Annotated in this window: 19 protein-coding genes and 1 tRNA gene; 3 read left to right on the top strand and 17 right to left on the bottom strand. The window is 64.3% G+C overall.

The window, feature by feature from the left end:
- On the top strand, positions 1-596 hold a 596-nt coding region (locus B4C31_RS01975; protein ID WP_414631826.1), incomplete at its 5' end, for a hypothetical protein.
- A 436-nt stretch (positions 597-1,032) separates the two neighbouring features.
- Here the strand turns inward: B4C31_RS01975 and B4C31_RS01970 are convergent.
- Positions 1,033-1,386: a hypothetical protein gene (locus B4C31_RS01970; RefSeq protein WP_291531112.1), complete on the bottom strand. Its 354-nt coding sequence runs from the start codon at positions 1,384-1,386 to the stop codon at positions 1,033-1,035.
- 198 nt (positions 1,387-1,584) lie between these two features.
- A complete protein-coding gene (locus B4C31_RS01965; protein ID WP_291531111.1) occupies positions 1,585-2,853 on the bottom strand; it encodes a tyrosine-type recombinase/integrase in 1,269 nt (422 codons plus the stop codon).
- Positions 2,854-2,898: 45 nt separating this feature from the next.
- Between B4C31_RS01965 and B4C31_RS01960 the strand changes: the two genes are divergently transcribed.
- Positions 2,899-3,105: a helix-turn-helix domain-containing protein gene (locus B4C31_RS01960; RefSeq protein WP_291531110.1), complete on the top strand. Its 207-nt coding sequence runs from the start codon at positions 2,899-2,901 to the stop codon at positions 3,103-3,105.
- 95 nt (positions 3,106-3,200) lie between these two features.
- Here B4C31_RS01960 and B4C31_RS01955 read toward each other — a convergent pair.
- The 3 genes from B4C31_RS01955 to B4C31_RS01945 all read right to left on the bottom strand — a co-directional run bounded on the left by B4C31_RS01955 (position 3,201) and on the right by B4C31_RS01945 (position 6,250).
- Positions 3,201-3,274: transfer RNA gene (locus B4C31_RS01955), tRNA-Pro, on the bottom strand.
- A gap of 79 nt (positions 3,275-3,353) precedes the next feature.
- Entirely contained in the window at positions 3,354-5,483 is a 2,130-nt protein-coding gene (der, locus tag B4C31_RS01950) for a bifunctional cytidylate kinase/GTPase Der (protein ID WP_291531109.1), read from the bottom strand.
- On the bottom strand, positions 5,480-6,250 hold the full coding sequence (locus tag B4C31_RS01945) for a pseudouridine synthase (protein ID WP_129237357.1): 771 nt from the start codon (positions 6,248-6,250) through the stop codon (positions 5,480-5,482). The genes der and B4C31_RS01945 overlap by 4 nt, the downstream gene beginning before the upstream one ends.
- Positions 6,251-6,424: 174 nt before the next feature.
- Here B4C31_RS01945 and B4C31_RS01940 point away from each other — a divergent pair, with 174 nt between their 5' ends.
- Complete coding sequence (locus B4C31_RS01940; RefSeq protein WP_291531108.1) at positions 6,425-7,432, top strand: aquaporin; 1,008 nt, start codon at positions 6,425-6,427, stop codon at positions 7,430-7,432.
- Here B4C31_RS01940 and B4C31_RS01935 read toward each other — a convergent pair.
- From B4C31_RS01935 to pgsA, 12 genes are all read right to left on the bottom strand, one after another.
- A complete protein-coding gene (locus B4C31_RS01935) occupies positions 7,346-7,633 on the bottom strand; it encodes a DUF3017 domain-containing protein (RefSeq protein WP_291531107.1) in 288 nt (95 codons plus the stop codon). The genes B4C31_RS01940 and B4C31_RS01935 overlap by 87 nt on opposite strands.
- Before the next feature lie 149 nt (positions 7,634-7,782).
- Positions 7,783-9,411: a bifunctional phosphoribosylaminoimidazolecarboxamide formyltransferase/IMP cyclohydrolase gene (purH, locus tag B4C31_RS01930; RefSeq protein ID WP_291531106.1), complete on the bottom strand. Its 1,629-nt coding sequence runs from the start codon at positions 9,409-9,411 to the stop codon at positions 7,783-7,785.
- The gene (locus B4C31_RS01925; RefSeq protein ID WP_291531105.1) at positions 9,386-10,750 is read right to left on the bottom strand and encodes a DUF6350 family protein; all 1,365 of its coding nucleotides are present in this window, start codon (positions 10,748-10,750) and stop codon (positions 9,386-9,388) included. Before B4C31_RS01925 ends, purH begins: the two co-directional genes overlap by 26 nt.
- Positions 10,747-11,673 (bottom strand): succinate--CoA ligase subunit alpha, encoded by a 927-nt coding sequence (gene sucD / locus B4C31_RS01920; protein ID WP_291531104.1) that lies wholly within the window; start codon positions 11,671-11,673, stop codon positions 10,747-10,749. The genes B4C31_RS01925 and sucD overlap by 4 nt, the downstream gene beginning before the upstream one ends.
- Positions 11,670-12,866: an ADP-forming succinate--CoA ligase subunit beta gene (gene sucC, locus B4C31_RS01915; RefSeq protein ID WP_204464325.1), complete on the bottom strand. Its 1,197-nt coding sequence runs from the start codon at positions 12,864-12,866 to the stop codon at positions 11,670-11,672. The genes sucD and sucC overlap by 4 nt, the downstream gene beginning before the upstream one ends.
- A 39-nt stretch (positions 12,867-12,905) precedes the next feature.
- Complete coding sequence (locus tag B4C31_RS01910; RefSeq protein WP_204464318.1) at positions 12,906-13,490, bottom strand: adenine phosphoribosyltransferase; 585 nt, start codon at positions 13,488-13,490, stop codon at positions 12,906-12,908.
- Positions 13,491-13,537: 47 nt separating this feature from the next.
- Positions 13,538-14,005 carry a preprotein translocase subunit YajC gene (yajC, locus tag B4C31_RS01905; RefSeq protein WP_414631825.1) on the bottom strand — a complete coding sequence of 156 codons (468 nt, stop codon included), beginning with the start codon at positions 14,003-14,005 and terminating at the stop codon, positions 13,538-13,540.
- A 17-nt stretch (positions 14,006-14,022) separates the two neighbouring features.
- Positions 14,023-15,087 carry a Holliday junction branch migration DNA helicase RuvB gene (gene ruvB / locus B4C31_RS01900; RefSeq protein WP_129237350.1) on the bottom strand — a complete coding sequence of 355 codons (1,065 nt, stop codon included), beginning with the start codon at positions 15,085-15,087 and terminating at the stop codon, positions 14,023-14,025.
- Positions 15,088-15,100: 13 nt separating this feature from the next.
- Positions 15,101-15,718 carry a Holliday junction branch migration protein RuvA gene (gene ruvA, locus B4C31_RS01895; RefSeq protein WP_204389078.1) on the bottom strand — a complete coding sequence of 206 codons (618 nt, stop codon included), beginning with the start codon at positions 15,716-15,718 and terminating at the stop codon, positions 15,101-15,103.
- A 126-nt stretch (positions 15,719-15,844) separates the two neighbouring features.
- Entirely contained in the window at positions 15,845-16,426 is a 582-nt protein-coding gene (gene ruvC / locus B4C31_RS01890) for a crossover junction endodeoxyribonuclease RuvC (protein ID WP_033505663.1), read from the bottom strand.
- A 7-nt stretch (positions 16,427-16,433) separates the two neighbouring features.
- Positions 16,434-17,189, bottom strand: coding sequence for a YebC/PmpR family DNA-binding transcriptional regulator (locus B4C31_RS01885; RefSeq protein WP_033505662.1), 756 nt, complete (start codon positions 17,187-17,189; stop codon positions 16,434-16,436).
- 138 nt (positions 17,190-17,327) lie between these two features.
- On the bottom strand, positions 17,328-17,978 hold the full coding sequence (pgsA, locus tag B4C31_RS01880; protein ID WP_291531103.1) for a phosphatidylinositol phosphate synthase: 651 nt from the start codon (positions 17,976-17,978) through the stop codon (positions 17,328-17,330).
- Positions 17,979-18,068: the final 90 nt, after the last annotated feature.

Genomic DNA, 18,068 nt, shown 5'->3' with positions numbered 1-18,068 from the left:
AAGACACGATCGGAGATGTCGGGCTTGCGCGCGGGCGGGACGCGGGTCCTGTCAGGGGCACGCCGAAGACACGGCGAAAACAAAAGACAGCAACCATTAAGGAGCGCATCATGACCGTCACGACCTACACCCGGCATATCGACGCCGCGACCATCCGCCAAGCCATCCGCGAGCACCGCATCGACCGCGTCACCGACCTTATACAGGACAATCTCGGCATCCGCGACGCAGTCATCCTCACCATCATCGACCCCACAGTCAGCGACACCGAGTTCGCCCGTCTCGTCAATGCGCCCCAATCCCCGGAAAGCCAAACCATCATGAACACGCGCCTAACCAAGGCGTTCACCAGCCAAGGCGTCACCGACCTGCAGGACGCACGCCGATACGCCGACCAGCTCGCCACCAACGGACACGGGCTCGGCTACGCGCACCTTCTCGCCGCCGCCGGCTACATCCACTGGGCATGCGGAGACAATCGCACCGCCAGCCGACTCGCCTACGACGCCCTCGACCACGAGCCCGCATGCTCACTCGCAGCCATCGTCATCAGCGCACTACGCCGAGACATCCAATGGGCAAACGCCGCGCAATAAAACGCCATTACGGTTACCGAGACATGCTGACATCTTGACAAGCTGACACCGGGACAGCCATGAAAGTCTCGGACACGTCAACCTCCATATTCCCGGTATCCGGTGCGACCGCTAACACCTTGACAACAAGGTTCGAGAAGGGGACGACCATATAGGAAACAACTCCCAAACGGCCACAGTCCATCTAGCCTCTTCTCCCAGTCCCGTTTCTTTTTCATGAAAAAGAAAAGTCAGTCGTCCCGAGGCATACATCCCATCCACTCTGAACATCCGCGGGATACGCTCGTATCCGGAGCGTACGAATTACTGGACCTGTCGCATGTCAGAATGTCAGCGAAACACCCCATACCTGCTACCCGGAATACCGGTCCGTCAACATGTCAACATGTCAAAACAGCACCCTGGCAAGAGAACACCCGCAGGCAGGTCGGAAAGCTCAACAGTCCCAGTCCTCCTCATCGTCGAGCACATCCTCGCGCCAGAAAACACGGTGTGTCCCGAGGATTTCCCTCCATTCGAGACGGTCCACGTCCCTGCGCACCTCATCAATCCGGTCATATACCTCGCGAGTCGCCTGCGCATACCCGCTCGCATCCTCCTGCATCGAGACCACGTCGACCACATAGGGGCTCACGTATACGAGCCCGTGACGCAGATACAATCGCTGGTAAATGGGAACCAGATTGTCTGCCGCGCTCTCCATATCGACCAGACCGGGATAATCCTCCGCGTACGTGAGTACGTCGTCCTCGGGATTAGGCAGATGCACCTTGACCCTTACCAAAGCCATCACGAACCTCCTTGTCAATTCTTGCCATCGATGACGGCCTGATACCAGCACCTATGCGCACTCTCACAACCGTGTCCCTGTCCCAGAAGCGCCACATACAGCAAATGCGATGACACACCTTATCGCATCAATTCCCGGTAGGCACTGCCGGCAGCGATCATCATGCCGTATACCTTAAAAGCATCGGACATGCTTCTCTCAGAGCAAGATCTCCTGATTAATCGCAGCGGCCACCTCGCCGGTTCTATTGGGCCACAGGTCCGCATACGTGTCCAAGGTTTCAGCCGCGGACGCATGACCCATGACCGCCTGCAGGGTCTTCACGTCCGACCCGGCCTTGATCGCCAAGCTCGCGTACGTGTGCCTCAGCGAGTGGATCGTCAGCCCATCAATCGCATCCATACCCGCGGCCCGCAACGCCGGAGACCAGACCCTATTCCTCCAATTCCGCGTGGTCTGCATGCCCCCGCGTGGCGCACGAACGAGATATTCATCTGACCCATGCCCATCGACCAGTCGCATGATTCCGGCGCGTAATCCCTCAGGAATCGGCACTGTGCGGGAACGGTTTCCTTTCGGCGTGGTCTCGATCGTCCGGTTGCCCACGTCAACGGACTGTGTCTTAGTCACCGACAGCGTCATCCTATCCAAGTCCACGTCGCCGACACGCAATGCGAGGAGCTCTCCGATACGCAGTCCCGTGTACGCCAAAAGAAACACGGCGACGGCGTCATCTCCTTCCATCTCGTCGGCAATGGCCTTGACCTCGACCGGAGTCAGATACACACGCTGGCGCACGGGCACAGCCCGCGGCAGCTTCACCTGTTCAACGGGATTGGCCGACAGCCACCCGTTCGACACGGCAAGGTCCAGCACGGCCTTGAACACGATCTTCACCACCGAGCGAATGGATTTCGGCGCCAACGGCCGGGCTTGTCCAATTCGCCCGTCACGAGGTGCATCCCCAGAAACAAGCTGCGCTACCCACCGTTGCGCGGCCGCCGTCCCGATACGCCCCAAAGGCACCGTGCCCCAGCGCGGCAGCACCCAAATCCTCAACTCCCGCAGATAACGGGCCTCCGTGGACTGCTTGATACTGCCCCGCAGACCCGTCGCCCAGAGTTCGGCCACCTCGCCAAAGGTGCGTTCGGAATCCTTGGGATTCACGTATTTCGCGGACCTGATGTCGTCCTCCAGACCAGCCCGAAACTCGTCCGCCTTGCGGTAATCCCTGAAATTCCTACGATGACGTTCGCCATCCGCCATCCAAAACACCGTCCACCTGGACCCCTTGCCGAACACGCTGGTCCGGAACTCAACCGGGACCTTCGCCTTCTCGGGATCATCCATGTGCATCGATAGCGCACGCTTCACCGCCGCAGAAGGAGCCACACGCACCTTCGAGCCGTCATCCAACGTCTTCACCGCATCGGTCAGCCACCGGTCGTTAATCCAAGCCTTAGCCATGACCGTCACCTATGCGCCCAGACGCGCGCCGCATAGAAGCACGACATGAAGAACAACAGCACCAACACCGGATATAGCCTGCTCACCCCCGGGCAGACCGCCGAGCAGCTCGACATCCCCGTCTCGACGCTCTCACGCTGGCGCAGCGAACGCCGCGAACTGCCATACGTGACCGTCGGCAGACTCATCCGATACCGACAGGTCGATATCGACCGATGGATTGACGACAACACCATCAATCCAATCGAATGATCTAAACCAAACCCCGCAATGTACCCGAAATGTACCCGATTGCCGTCCACCCGAAAAACAGAAGGGCGGAAACCGTTGAGTTTCCGCCCTAGTCGTCGGGCCGGCGGGACTTGAACCCGCGACCCCTTGACCCCCAGTCAAGTGCGCTACCAAGCTGCGCTACGGCCCGAACTGTGCTTTCGCACAAGAGGACAGCTTACCACGAAACTCGTGTAAACCAAATCGTGGCGCGTCGCGCGGTCCCGGGGCTACTTGCGGCGCTTCTTCTCGCGGATGTTCACCGAGATCTGGATCGGGGTGCCCTCGAAGCCGAACTCCTCGCGCAGCGAGCGTTCCAGATACCGGCGGTAGCCGTGCTCCAGGAACCCGGTGGCGAAGATCACGAACCGCGGAGGGCGGTTCGAGGCCTGCGTGGCGAACAGGATGCGCGGCTGCTTGCCGCCCCGCAGCGGATGCGGGTGCGCGGCCTGCACGCGGCCCAGGAACGCGTTGAGCTTGCCGGTGGGCACGCGCTGGTCCCAGGACTCCAACGCCTTGCGCATGGCCGAGGCCAGACGGTTGGTATGCCAGCCGGTCTTGGCCGACAGGTTCACGCGCTGTGCCCAGGTCACGCGGTCGAATTCGGTGATCCACAGGCGTTCCAGACGCTGCTTGTCGAACTCGTCCATCGCGTCCCACTTGTTGAACACCAGCACGATCGCGCGTCCGGCGTCCACGGCCTGGCTCATCACCTTCAGATCCTGGTCGGAGATCGGCTGGGAGGCGTCGAACAGCACCAGCGCCAGCTCGGCGCGCTCGATGGCGGCCTGCGTGCGCAGCGACGAGTAGTAGTCGGCGCCCGACACCTTGTGCAGGCGGCGCTTGATGCCGGCCGTGTCGATGAACAGCCAGTCCTCGCCGTCCACGTTCACGATCTCGTCGACCGGGTCGCGCGTGGTGCCGGCCATATCGTGCACCACCGCGCGCTGCTCGTGCGCCAGCTGGTTGAGCAGCGACGACTTGCCCACGTTCGGACGGCCCACCAGCGCCACGCGGCGCAGATGCGAGGGCGTCAGGAAGCCGGAGGTCTTCTCCGCCTTCCTCAGGTTGTCGAGCGCGGCATCGAGCAGGTCGCCCACTCCCCTGCCATGCATGGCGGAGATCGGGTAGGGCTCGCCCAAGCCGAGCTTCCAGAACTCGGCGGCCATGTATTCGCTCTCACGGTCGTCGACCTTGTTCACGGCCAGCGTCACCGGCTTGCCGGAGGCGCGCAGCATCTTCACGATGCGTTCGTCGGTGGCGGTCATACCCACCTGCCCGTCGACCACCAGCACCACGGCGTCGGCCAGCTGCACGGCGATCTGCGCCTGCGAGGCGATCGCGGAGTCGATGCCCTCCACATCGGCCTCCCAGCCGCCGGTATCGACCAGCTTGAAATCGGTGCCCGCCCATTCGGCGTCGTAGCTGACGCGGTCGCGGGTCACGCCCGGCGTGTCCTCCACCACGGCGGCGCGGCGGCCGAGCACGCGGTTGACCAGCGTGGACTTGCCCACGTTCGGGCGGCCCACAATCGCCAGCACGCCCACGGCCTTCGGCGTGTACGTATCCGAACGGTCATCGAACGCGGAACCGTCGATCAGCGCCTCGTCGCCCTCATCCAACTCGTAGCCGGTCAGATTCGCGGCGTAGCGCTCGTACTCCTGCTCCTCAATCGCATCCTCGACCATCCGCACGAGCACGGCCAGCGTTTCGTCGAAATCCATGTCGGAGTTGTCGACGGTCATCACGCCGTCGGCGGCCTCCAGGAAGCTGGTCACCTTCGAGTCGGCGCGGTCGCGGGCGGCGACGTCCTCCCCGCCCACGCCCTTGACGGCCTGGCCGGTGCGGCGGGCCTGACGCACCTCCTCACGCGCGGTGAGCAGCACACGCACCTCGGCGTCGGGGGCCACCACGGTGGTGATGTCACGGCCCTCGGCCACAACGCCCGCGCCGCCGGAGAACGAATCCTCGGCGGCCTCGCGCGCGATATAGGCGCGCTGGGCGGCGATCAGCACGTGGCGCACCGGGATGATGTTCGACACCTTGGAGACATGCGAGGAGACCTCGGAAGCGCGAATCGCGTCGCTGATATCCTCGCCGTCGGCCATCACCTTGGGGTCGGCCGGGTCGACGCTGATGTCGAAATGCCCCTCGGTGAAGAACTCGCCCACCGTCTCGGTGACCTGCTGCTCGTCGATCTGCTCGGCGTCCAGGTCGACGCCCTGCCGCATGCACCACCAGGCGCAGGCACGGTACATCGCGCCCGTATCCAAGTAGGCGAACCCGAAATGCCGGGCCAGCGCTTTGGACGTGGACGACTTGCCGACCCCGGCGGGACCGTCAATGGCTACACGGATCACAGTCCGACCTCCTTGGACAGCGAACGGACCTCGGTCTGCGAGAGCACGCGGTACGAACCGGGCTTGATATCGCCCAGCTTGATCGGGCCGATCTGCGTGCGCACCAGACGCTTGACGGGGAAGCCGACGGCGCCGAAGATGCGGCGGACCACGCGGTTCTTACCCGAATGCAGCACCACCTTGACCAGCGTGGTGTCACGGCTGGAATCCAGGATGGCGCAATGGTCGAGCTTGATCCAGCCGTCGTCCAGCTGCACGCCCTGGGACACCAGACGGCGGCACACGGTGCCGCTGATCCGCCCCTCAAGCGTGGCGATATAGGTCTTGGCCACCTCATACTTGGGGTGCATGACGTGCTGGCTCAACTCGCCGTCGTTCGTCATGAGGATCAGGCCTTCGGAATCATAGTCGAGACGCCCCATATGGAAGATGCGCTCGTATTTGTCTCCCACAATGTCTCGCAGCGTGAACCGACCCTTGGGGTCGTCCATGGTGCTGAGCACCTTGCGGGGCTTGTTCAACGCGAGGGTGACATGGTTCGGGTTGATCCGGACCCGGGATCCGTCGACCCGGACCTGCTGTCTCTTGGGATCGACGCGGGTGCCGAGCTCGGTGACCAGTTCACCGTCGACCTCCACGCGCCCATCCAGGATGATCTCCTCGCATTTGCGTCGTGAACCGAATCCCGCCTGGGCCAACAGCTTCTGCAGGCGGATTCCATCGGTGTTGTCATGCGCCTTGGTGGCGCGGGAATATGCGTGTGGCATCGTTCTCCCAACGTGGCCGGAAATATGGACGCAACAAGCGTACACGCACACCCCGACGGAACGGGTGGGTCGGTACAGTGGGCGCACTCCATCGTTTCCGTGGTACTGCTGGTACTATGGCAGACGTTCGGCGGGCCATATGCGCCCGCGCCATACGATAACGAAGGAATATCTATGACTGCTGTGGAAACGACACGGCCCCAACAATCCCGGAACGCCATGGAGCTCGTCCTGCGCGTGGGCGGCGAACTGGTGGGCAGCTTCCTGATCTGCCTGGGCATCTATCTGTCCAGCACCATCGGACTGACCCTGTACGGGCCGTACCTGTCCTTTGTGGCGCTCGCGACCGGCCTCATCTACGCCGGTGTGACCATGATGCTGTCCAAGGTCTGCCAAGCGCAGTTCAACCCGGCCATCACCGTGGCCTCGATGCTGGTCTCCAAGACCCGTGTGCTCGACGGCATCCTGTTCATCCTGGCGCAGGTGCTGGGCGCGCTGGCCGCCGGCGCCCTGGTGATGCGGGTCATCCTGCCGACCTCGGACGCCGTGACGGTCGCGCAGTGGATGTCCTATGTGAACAACGGTTTTGACGATGGCTCGTTCTCCTACGGGCAGCTGTCCCAGGCGGGTGTGTCCTTCGGCATCGCCGCGGCGATTGTTGTGGAGGTCGTCGCCGGCATGATCATTGCGGGCACCGCCATGCGTATGACCGATGCGCAGGGCGTTCCCCAGCAGGGATACGGTCTGGCCATGGGCGTGGCGTATGGGGCCTGCTCCGCCGTCGCCGCCCCGGTGACCGGCGCCGCGCTGAATCCGGCGCGCTCCACCGGCATCGCCGTGTTCTCCTCGTTCGAAGAGCTCACGCAGAACCCGCTGGACCAGCTGTGGGTGTTCTGGATCTGCCCGGTTCTGGCCGCCGCGTTGGTGGCGCTGCCGATGATCGTGGTGCAGATGGTGCGTGGTTCGCAGACCAGCCGCATCGAGATCGTGGATGCGGCTGCGCAGGACGACGCCGAGACTGGGGCTGAATCCGAGGTTGAGCCCGAATCCGAGTCCGAGGTTGCGGCCGAATCCGCCGCGGATGACATGCCGGAATCAGCCGATGAGCATGCTGATGCTGAAGTAGGTGGCCAGCAGACCGACGCCCAGGGCGATGCCGATGAAGGAGTCGAATCCCACTGACCTCACCTTCCATGGGCTGCGGTCCCGCAGCACCAACCGGATGATGCCGGTCACGATGGCCGTCACGGCGATGATCACCGTGGCGGCCATCGTGTATCCGAGGAATGCGGTGACGGCGGAGACCATGACCAGGATGGCGACGGCCCATTCGAACGCCGGTTTGCCCTCATGCTCTTCGGAAACCCTGGGGTGTTCTGCCATCGGTGCTCCTCGTCGGCTGTCCATCAATACGTACCAATACCTCAGACCAATATACACGCGCTGCATGGCAGGCGGGTATGCGAAGGGCCTTGGACGGGTATCGACCCGGTCCAAGGCCCTTCGCATAGGGACTGATGCGTGCGTACCGATCAGTGGAAGAAGTGGCGGGTGCCGGTGACGTACATCGTCACGCCGGCCTTGCGCGCCGCCTCGAACACCTCTTCGTCGCGAATCGATCCGCCGGGCTGCACGATGGCCTTCACGCCGGCGTTGATGAGGATCTCGGCGCCGTCGGCGAACGGGAAGAACGCGTCGGAGGCCGCCACCGAACCGGTGGCGCGGTCGGCGCCGTCAGCCAGCGTGTTGGCGCGTTCCACGGCCAGGTTGCAGGAGTCGACGCGGTTGACCTGGCCCATGCCGATGCCCACGGTGGCGCTGTCGTGCGCCAGCAGGATGGCGTTGGACTTCACGCAGCGCACGGCGCGCCAGGCGAACTCCAGATCCTTCAGCGTCTCGGCGTCCGCAGGTTCGCCGGAAACCAGCTTCCATGCGTTCGGGTCGTCGCCGGTGGCGTCGATCAGATCGGTGGACTGCACGAGCAGGCCGCCGTCGATGGCGCGGAACTGGGTCTTGGCCTTCGGCGGTTCAGTGACCTTGAGGATGCGCAGGTTCTTCTTCTTGGTCTGCAGCAGCTCCAGCGCCTCCGGCTCGTAATCGGGGGCAACGATGACCTCGGTGAAGATCGGGCGGACGCCTTCCGCCATCTCAAGCGTCACCGTGGAGTTCGCGGCGATCACACCGCCGTAGGCGCTCATCGGATCGCAGGCATGCGCCTTGCGATGCGCCTCGGCCACGGTGCCGCCGACGGCCAGGCCGCACGGGTTGTTGTGCTTGACCACGGCCACGGCGATCTGCGGGGCGAAATCCCACACCGCACGCCATGCCGCGTCGGCGTCCACGTAGTTGTTGTAGCTCATCGGCTTGCCGCCGAGCTGTTCGGCGTGGGCGAAGCCGTGCTGGTTCAGCGGATCGAGGTACAGCGCCGCCTGCTGATGCGGGTTCTCGCCGTAGCGCAGCACATGGGCGCGGTCCCAGGTGCGGGTGAACGTGGCCGGGAACTTGGCCTCGTCCACGGGCGTTACGTCATCGGACTGCGCGGCGTCGACGCTGGCCGGCTTCGGCCAATGCTTGGCGGTCCATTCGTTGATGGTGGCATCGTATGCCGCGGTGTACGCGAACGCCTTGGCCGCGAGCCAGCGGCGCTCCTCCAACGAGAAACCGGTGCCGTCGGCCACACGGGCGGCGACCAGGGCGTAATCCGCCGGATCGGTCACGATCGCCACAGTGGCGCTGTTCTTGGCCGCGCCGCGTACCATGGAGGGTCCGCCGATATCGATCTTCTCGATCGTCGCCGCCTCGTCGGCGCCGGAACGCACGGTGTCGGCGAACGGATACAGGTTCACCACCACCAGGTCGAACGGCTTGATGCCGAGCTGCTCCAGCTGGGCGGCATGATCCGGATTGGTCATATCCGCCAGGATGCCGGCATGGATATGCGGATCCAGGGTCTTGACGCGACCGTCAAGGCTTTCGGGGAAGCCGGTGACTTCGGACACCTCGGTGACCGGCACGCCAAGCTCGGCAAGACGGTGCGCCGTGGAACCTGTGGACACCACCTCGGTGCCTGCTTCAATGAAGGCCTTGGCCAGAACCTCGATGCCTTCCTTGTGGAAGACCGATACCAGCGCACGCCTAATCGGCCGATTCGTTGTTGTCACCCTGTTCCTCCTTCGCTTGATACGTTGAATTCACCACACGGGGTGTAATGGCGGATTCATGATTGGTCACGCCGTCATACGGCTGTGAAATCCTTTCCCGGCGTTGACCGGTGTGGCGCTCCCGAGCCCAGCGTATCCCGAAAACCGCGTAGACGCCAACCAACACCAGCAGCCACGCGGTGAACAGACCCACCAGCGTGGCCTGGCCGATGATGCGCGTGGATTGCATGACGTCCACACCGATATGGCCGAGCCGCTGATGCCCCAACGCGCCGTTGGAGCAGGCGAATAGCGCGGCGAACGCCACCGATACCATGGCTGCGGTGAGACATAGCGCCACTGCGGAGCAGATGAAGTCCTTCGCGATTGAACGATGGTCGTATTCCTGGAAGGTGCGGGGTATGCCGATGCCGAAGCACCGGGGCAGCAGCATAACCGTCAGTCCGGCGATTAGCCCGATGACCAGCGGCAGCAGCATCAGTACAATCCTCAGCGGATCGTTATCGACGGCATCGGGGAACACGCCGAACATGGGAACGGCCGGAAGCCCGTCGGATCGGCTGATCCACAGGGTGAACGTGGCCACATCGCCGACGTAGAACCCGCCGCCGAACACCCAGGACAGCCCCCACAGGCACAGGTTCGGCAGCCAGACGATGCATGCTATGGTGGTCAGGATCCGCGATCCGATCTGCATATCGGCCAGCGAGAACAACTCCGCCACGGTGCCGTGGTTGCGGATGGCCCACATCAGAACCGTTCCGGCGCCCAAGATGAGATAGATCGCAATGATGATGGCTCCGGTCGCGGCGGATACACGGCCGATGCGTCGGACCATGGCGCCGGTCAGGGCGCGATACCGTTCGGACAGGGATTCACGCGTTGCGGAGGAACCGAATGCCGCGGTGCCGAAGCCGATGATGAACACCGCCGCGGATTTCACGAGCATCAGCCACCACGGGTCGATCAGAGTCACCTCCACATTGCCCGCCATACCTGCTGTGATGGCCATCCATGTGCACAGACCGCCCAGGAAAACCGGCCAGCCGGTCCCCCACCGCAGGCACCAGGCACGAATCATGCCGATGATCAGCAACGTCAGCAGGAGCGGCGTGATCGTCAGGCGGAACGCGCCCCAGTCGAAGCCGATGCCCTGGGCGAGCAGCAGCGTGGTCTGCGCGAACGGCAAGGCATGGACGGTGAGGTTCTCCCCGCCCTCCTCCATGGCGATCACCAACAGCATCAGCGCCAGATAGAAGCCGATGCCGGTCAGGGCAATGACCATCGTGACCGCCGAAACGGCTGCGCCTTTGCCCAATCCCTTGACGACGCCGTTCATACGATGTGGCGTTCCTCCAGGATCTCACGCATGAATGCTGCGGTCTGCCCCGGGGTGCGTCCCACCCGGATGCCGACCGCCTCAAGGGCCTCCTTCTTGTCCTGCGCCGTGCCCTTGCCGCCGGAGACGATGGCGCCGGCATGGCCCATCTGCTTGCCTTCGGGCGCGGTGAACCCCGCGATGTAGGCGACGATCGGCTTGGTCATATGCGTTGCGGCCCAGGCGGCGGCTTCCTGTTCGGCGGTCCCGCCGATCTCGCCGATCATGACCACGGCCCGGGTATCCTCGTCGGCCTCGAACACCTCCAGCGCCTCCTGCAGCGTGGTGCCGACGATTGGGTCGCCGCCCGCACCAAGACAGGCCGTGAAGCCGATATCGGACAGCTCCCCCATCAGCTGGTAGGTCAGCGTGCCGGACTTGGATACCAGGCCCAGCGGTCCGCGGGACACGATGCCGTCGGGGATGATGCCTAGATTCACGCCGTGGCCGTCCGGCGTGGACGGCAGGGTGATGAGCCCCGGGCAATTCGGGCCGACGATGCGCACCCCGCGCTGCAGGGCGAGTTCGACGCAGTACGCCGAATCCGCGACGGGAATGCCCTCGGTGATGACGACGATCAGTTCGATGCCCGCCTCGATGGCCTCCACGATGGCGTCCTTGGCGAAACGGGGCGGTACGAATACCACGCTGGCCCTGGCTCCGGTGGCGGTGCGGGCGTCCGCGCAGGTGGCGTACACCGGGATATGCGCATCCGAACCGTGCTGCGCGCCGGGGAAGGTGACCTCGGTGCCGGCCTTGCGCGGGTTGACGCCGCCCACGATGTTGGTACCGGCCTTGAGCATGCGGGCGGTGTGCGTCATGCCCTGATGCCCGGTCATGCCCTGGACGATGACCGGGGCGTTGTCTTCGATGAACGTGCTCATGCCTGTCCCTCCTTGACGTCGGCGGCGATACGGGCGGCGAGCTGGGCCGCCTCCTCCATGGTGGTGCACACGTGGATGTTGGGGTTGCGGGACTCCGCAAGGATCCGCAGGCCTTCGGCCGCGGCGTTGCCGTCGAACCTGACCACGATGGGCTTGGAGCCCTCCAATACGTCGATGGCCTCCAGGATGCCCTCGGCCACCTGCTCGCAGGAGGTGATGCCGCCGTAGACGTTGATGAACACCGACTCCACCTGGGGGTCGGAGAGCACGATCTGCAGGCTTTCCTTCATGACCTCCGCCGAGGCGCCACCGCCGATGTCGAGGAAGTTCGCCGGCTTGATGCCGGTGCCCTGGTCCTCGCCGGCCCCGGAGACCGCATCGAGCGAGCTCATCACCAGTCCCGCGCCATTGCCGATGACGCCGACCTCGCCGTGCAGGTGCACGTAGTGCAGCCCGTGCTCGTTGGCCCGGCGCTCGAACGGATCCTCGTGGACGGGATCCTCGAACCGCCGCCAACCGTCATGGCGGAACGCGGCGTTGCCGTCCAGCGAGATCTTGGCGTCCAACGCGCACAGCGACTTGGATGACTCATCGTCGGGATCGCCGATCTTGGCCAACGGGTTGATCTCCACCAACGTGGCGTCGTTGTCCTTGAAACAGCGCCACATCTTGAGCAGGATCTGCGCGGCCTGCTCCACGTCGGCGTGGTAGAAGCCGATGTCGTTCGCCATCCGCCGCGCCGCCTCGATGTCGAAGTCCTCCAGCGAGGTGATATGCAGGCGCTTGACGGCTTCGGGATGCTCCTTGGCGATCTCCTCCACTTCCGTGCCGCCGTTGGCGGTGGCCAGCACGTCGAAATCACGGGAGGAGCGGTCCACGGAGATCGACACGTAATACTCGTGCAGGATGTTCTTGGCTTCCGCCACCAGCACGCCGTGGACCTTGTGCCCGTGGATGGTCATCGGCAGGATCTGCTCGGCGGCCAGCACGGCTTCATCACGGGTACGGGCGAGCTTGACGCCGCCGGCCTGGCCGCGGTGCCCGATCTTGACCTGGGCCTTCACCACGCACGGATAGCCCAGTGCGTCGGCCGCCTCGGCGACCTCATGGGAGTTCTGCGCGAAGATGGCGCGCGGCGTCGGGATCCCCTGCTCGTCCAGCAGCTCCCTGGCTTGATATTCGTAAAGATCCATCAGGCTTTCCCTCTTCGATGGTGATTGATACGTTGACGTTCAGGCCGGCATGGTGACCAGCGTGCTCAGCGGGTATCCCGCCAGCACGTCGGTTCCGGACAGTCCTTCGAGTTCCATGACAAAGCTGAATCCCACCACGGTGCCGCCGCACTTCTCGATGAGGTCGGCGGCCGCCTTGGCGGTGCCGCCGGTGGCGATCAGGTCATCCACCACCAGCACACGATCGCCCGGTTTGACGGCCGAGGTCTCGATCTCGATGCTGGCCGTGCCGTATTCGAGCGCATAGTCCTCATGCACGGTTTCCGGCGGCAGCTTGCCGGCCTTGCGCACCGCGACGAACCCCTTGCCCAGACGTGCGGCCAGCGCGGGGCCGAACAGGAATCCACGGGCCTCCAGGCCCGCCACGGCGTCGAACTGATCGGCGGGAACCGGCAGCGCGGCCTCCAGCGCGTCCATCAGGATGCCCAGCCCCCTGGCGTCGGCAAGCACGGGCATGAAGTCCCGGAAGATGATGCCTTCCTTGGGGAAACCGGGGATGGAACGAATCAGGGACATCACATGGCCCGCGTTCTCCTCTCCCACCAGTGCCAGTCGGTTGATGCGAATGTCCGATTGCGCGGTCATGCGATGTCCCTGCCTTTCTTGATTTGTCCGAATAGCCGTGTGCGATGTTACTTCGACTCGGTGTCGGCGGTGTCGCCGGCTTCGGAGGTCTCGATGACCTCGGCGGGTTCCGGGGCCGTCTCGATGGCGTCGTCCATCGGCACCTGACCCTGCTCGTCATCCTGCGGCAGCGGGTTGCCGTTCTCGTCCACCTCGTCGTCATGCACGAACGCCGGACGGGTGTACTCGCGGCTGATGGCGTTGAAGCCGAAACGCAGCAGCGATCCCTCGGAGTCGATGACGATCTCCTCGTATTCGACGTCGACCGACACCACCTTGCCGATGATGCCGCCGATGGTGATGATCTCGGTGCCCGGCTGCAGGTTCTCGCGGAAGTCCTTGCGCTCCTGCTGCTGCTGCTTGGCCTTGCGGGATTGCCACCACATCATGGCGATCAGGGCGACAAGGATGACGATCATAAACACGATATCCACGAAAAGACTCCTTACAGGTATCGGCGTGCTACGCCGGTGCATTGTCCAAAACTCATATTTTAGAATAGCTTGCTGACATCATCCTGAGGCTTGAGGCCCAGATGTTCCCAGGCCTTGGCGGTGGCCACGCGCCCCTTCGGCGTGCGGATCAGGAAGCCTTCGCGCACCAGATATGGCTCGCAGACCGTCTCCACGGTTTCGGACTCCTCGCCCACCATGGCCGAGAGGTTGTTCAGGCCCACGGGGCCGCCGTTGAAATGACGGACGATGGCGTTCAGCACGGCGATATCGAGCCGGTCCAGTCCCTCGGTGTCGATCTGGTACAGCGCCAGCGCCTCACACACGTCATCCGGCTGCACGGCGGACAGGTCATGCACGACGGCCCAATCCCGCACACGGCGCAGCAGTCGGTTGGCGATACGCGGCGTGCCGCGCGAGCGCATGGCCAGCTGCGCGGCGGAGCCTTCGGCCAGGTTGATGCCCAGCACGGCGGCGGAGCGTTCGATGAGCTTCTCCAGCTCCTCCTTGGGGTAGAAGTCGAGGTGCGCGGTGAAGCCGAACCGAGCACGCAATGGAGAGGGCAGCATACCCTCGCGCGTGGTGGCGCCGATGACGGTGAAGCGCGGCAACGTCAGCGGGATGGACGTGGCGCCTGGCCCCTTGCCGACCATGACGTCCACGCGGAAATCCTCCATGGCGATGTACAGCAGCTCCTCGGCGGCCCGCGGCAGACGGTGGATCTCGTCGATGAACAGCACCTCCCCGGCATCCAGGGAGCTGAGGATCGAGGCCAGGTCGCCCGCATGCTGGATGGCGGGGCCGGAGGTCACGCGGATCGGCACCGCAAGCTCGTTGGCCACGATCATGGCCAACGTGGTCTTGCCCAGACCCGGAGGACCGGCCAGCAGGATGTGATCCGGCGGGACCTCGCGTTTGCGGGCGGCGTCCAGGAACAGCTGCAGCTGGGCCTTCAGCCGTGGCTGCCCGATGAAGCCGTCAAGAACGTGGGGGCGCAGCTCCTCGTCGCTGACGGGCTCGTTGCCGATTGGCGTGGCGGAGACCATGCGTAGGGACTCCTCGTTCACACCGCTGTTGTCGGTCTGTGCGAATGCGTGTTCTGCCATGTGACCCGTCACCTCACCTTCCGCGGTCCAGAGCGCTCAACGCGAGTTTGAGCACGCGGGGTATGTCCTGATTCGTCAGTGGCGTTTCGATATGCTCCTCCACGCAGACCTCATGCACGGCGTGCTCGGCGTCCTGCTGCCTCCACCCCAGCGACATCAGGCCTTCGACCACCTGCATCGAACCGGTGTCGACCTGCGCCGCCGCGGGTGCGGCCGACCCTTCGATCTGGCTCAGGTCAATCGACCCCTTGAGTTCCAGGATGATCTTCTGCGCGCCCTTCTTGCCCAGGCCCGGGGCCTTGGCCAGTGCGGCGGCGTCACCGTCCGCCACGGCGCGGGCCAGACGGTCGGGCGGCAGCGTGGACAGCAGCGACAGCGCCACCTTGGGGCCGATGCCGCTGACCTTCTGCAGCTGCAGGAACATGCGCTTGGACGCCTGCGTCAGAAAACCGTACAGCGTCACGGCATCCTGGGATACGTTGAGCGAGGTGAACACGCGGGTCTCCTGCCCGGCGTGCAGGGCCGACAGGTCGGCGGCGGGCATGCGCACCTCATACCCCACTCCCCCCACGCTGATCAGCGCGGCATCGGCGTCCACCGATTCCACATGGCCGTTGAGCAAGCCGATCATCATTCACCTCCGGCGGGTCGATAGTCGAACATCTGTTCGATAGTGTACAGGTCGCGTCGGACGCCGGGGCGACCTGCAGATGCTGACGCATCGTGATTCTGATACGTCGTGACGCTGGCACATTGTCTACATGTCGCGTCGGGCGCCGTGGCGACGGGTCGCCTGCTGGCTGGCTTCGGCCCACCGACGTTGCGCCGGCGTCAGATGCTGTTCGCGTTCGCCGCCCTGCAGGGCGCCCTGCGGCCTCAGGGCATGGCAGATCGCCACGCTGAGCGCGTCGGCGGCATCCGCGGGTTGCGGCAGCGTGTTCAGCCCCAGGACGCGGGCCACCATGCGCTCCACCTGGATCTTCTCGGCCTTGCCGTTGCCGGTAATCGCCAGCTTGGCCTCGGTCGGCGTATGCAACGCTACGGGGATGCCTCGCTGCGCCGCGGCCAGCATGGCCAGCCCCGCGGCCTGCGCGGTACCGAGCACGGTGTTGCGGTTCTCCTGCGCGAACACACGTTCGATCGACACCATGTCCGGCGCGAAACGCTCGATCTTCTCCACCAGGCCGTTGTAGATGGCCAGCAGACGCAGATCCTGCGAAAGCTTCGGGTCGGAACGGACCACATCCACGTGGATAAAGGAAAGCCGGCGGGTTACGCCGGCTTCGATCACGCCGACCCCGCAGCGGGTGAGCCCGGGGTCGACGCCCATGATGATCACGTTCGGATCACTCCTCGTCGAGCTGGGCCATGACCTCGTCGGAGGCGGTCCAGTTGCTGTAGATGTTCTGCACGTCGTCCAGGTCGTCCAGGTTGTCGATGAGCTTGGAGACCTTGCGGGCATCCTCGAGACTCAGCTCGACCTCGTTCTTCGGGCTCTGCACGAGATCGGCGGAATCGTAGTCGATACCGGCGTCCTGCAGGGCCTTGCGGACGGTGACCAAATCGCCCGGCTCGGTGATGACGGTGAACACCTCGCCGTCATCGGCCACGTCGTCGGCACCGGCCTCGGCTGCGATCTCGAACAGGTTGTCGTAGTCCACGCCCTCGGACGGCACCACGATCTGGCCCTTGCGCTCGAAGTTGAAGCTCACGGAACCGGTGGTGGCCAGCGAGCCGCCGCCCTTGGACAGGGTGGAGCGCACGTCGGCGGCCGCACGGTTGCGGTTGTCGGTCAGGCACTCGATGATCAGGCCCACGCCGGCCGGGGCGTAGCCCTCGTACACGATCTCCTCGTAGTTGGCGCCGCCGGCTTCCTCACCGGAGCCGCGCTTGACGGCGCGCTTGATGTTGTCGGCCGGCATCGAGGCCTTCTTGGCCTTGACGATCGCATCGTACAGGGTCGGGTTGCCGTCCGGATCGCCGCCGCCCAGACGGGCCGCGATCTCGATGTTCTTGATGAGCTTGGCGAACAGCTTGCCTCGCTTGGCGTCGATGGCGGCCTTCTTGTGCTTGGTGGTCGCCCACTTGGAATGACCTGACATAATGCTCCTCAGGATGAACGGATAGTATGCAAACGAAACGATTGTAAGGCGGTTCGCTGACAAAGCATGGATTTCGCCCATTGACGCATACGGAATCCTCAGGCGTCCGTCCCGTGCTCCGGGCGGCGGATCCGGGGATCACTCCCCTGCTCGGGACATCTGCCGGCGCACCTCCAAGATGCGCTGGCAGACGGTGATGGTGCCGAGCACGGCCAGCAGCGTCATCGCCACGGCGAGGATGACGATCTGCCCGGTCAGCCCGGTCAACGCCATGCCGATCAGGATGATCGTCAGGCGGTCGGCGCGCGTGGCCACGCCGTTCCTGGCCTCGCAGCCCACCGATTCGGCGCGGGCGCGGGCGTAGGAGGTCACGAACGAGGTCATGATCGCGTACAGCGTGACGCCGGTGATATACGGGGTCATGTAGTCCGGGAACGATGTCTCCGTCGGGTCGTACCACAAATCGCTGTGCAGGTTGACGTACAGGATGATGCCCGCCAACGTGGCCCAATCGGCGATGCGGTCGAGCGTGGAATCCAGGAACGCGCCGAACCGTGTGCCGCCGCCCGACAACGCGGCCACCGAACCGTCGAGCGAATCGAACAGCACCAGCAGCGTCAGCACGAATGCGCCCCAGAACAGCCAGCCGGTCACGCCGGTCAGCAGCGCCACCAGGATCGACAGTACCGAACCAACCACGGTCACGGCGTTCGCACTAATCCCCAGCCTTACACACAGCCGCGCAATCGGCTCAATGATACGTTTCCAACCGCTGCGGAACCGTTCCACCGCATATCCTCCTCATATCAGTCGTATGTCGAAACCAGGCAACGCCGGTTTCCCGCATCACATCCGCATCAACGACCCGTTCACGGTACA

The organism is Bifidobacterium sp. UBA4282 (genome assembly GCF_002394995.1).
Lineage (GTDB): Bacteria > Actinomycetota > Actinomycetes > Actinomycetales > Bifidobacteriaceae > Bifidobacterium > Bifidobacterium pullorum_B.
The sequence above is the reverse complement of the archived record's forward strand: the minus strand, read 5'-3'. Positions and strand labels throughout refer to the sequence as shown.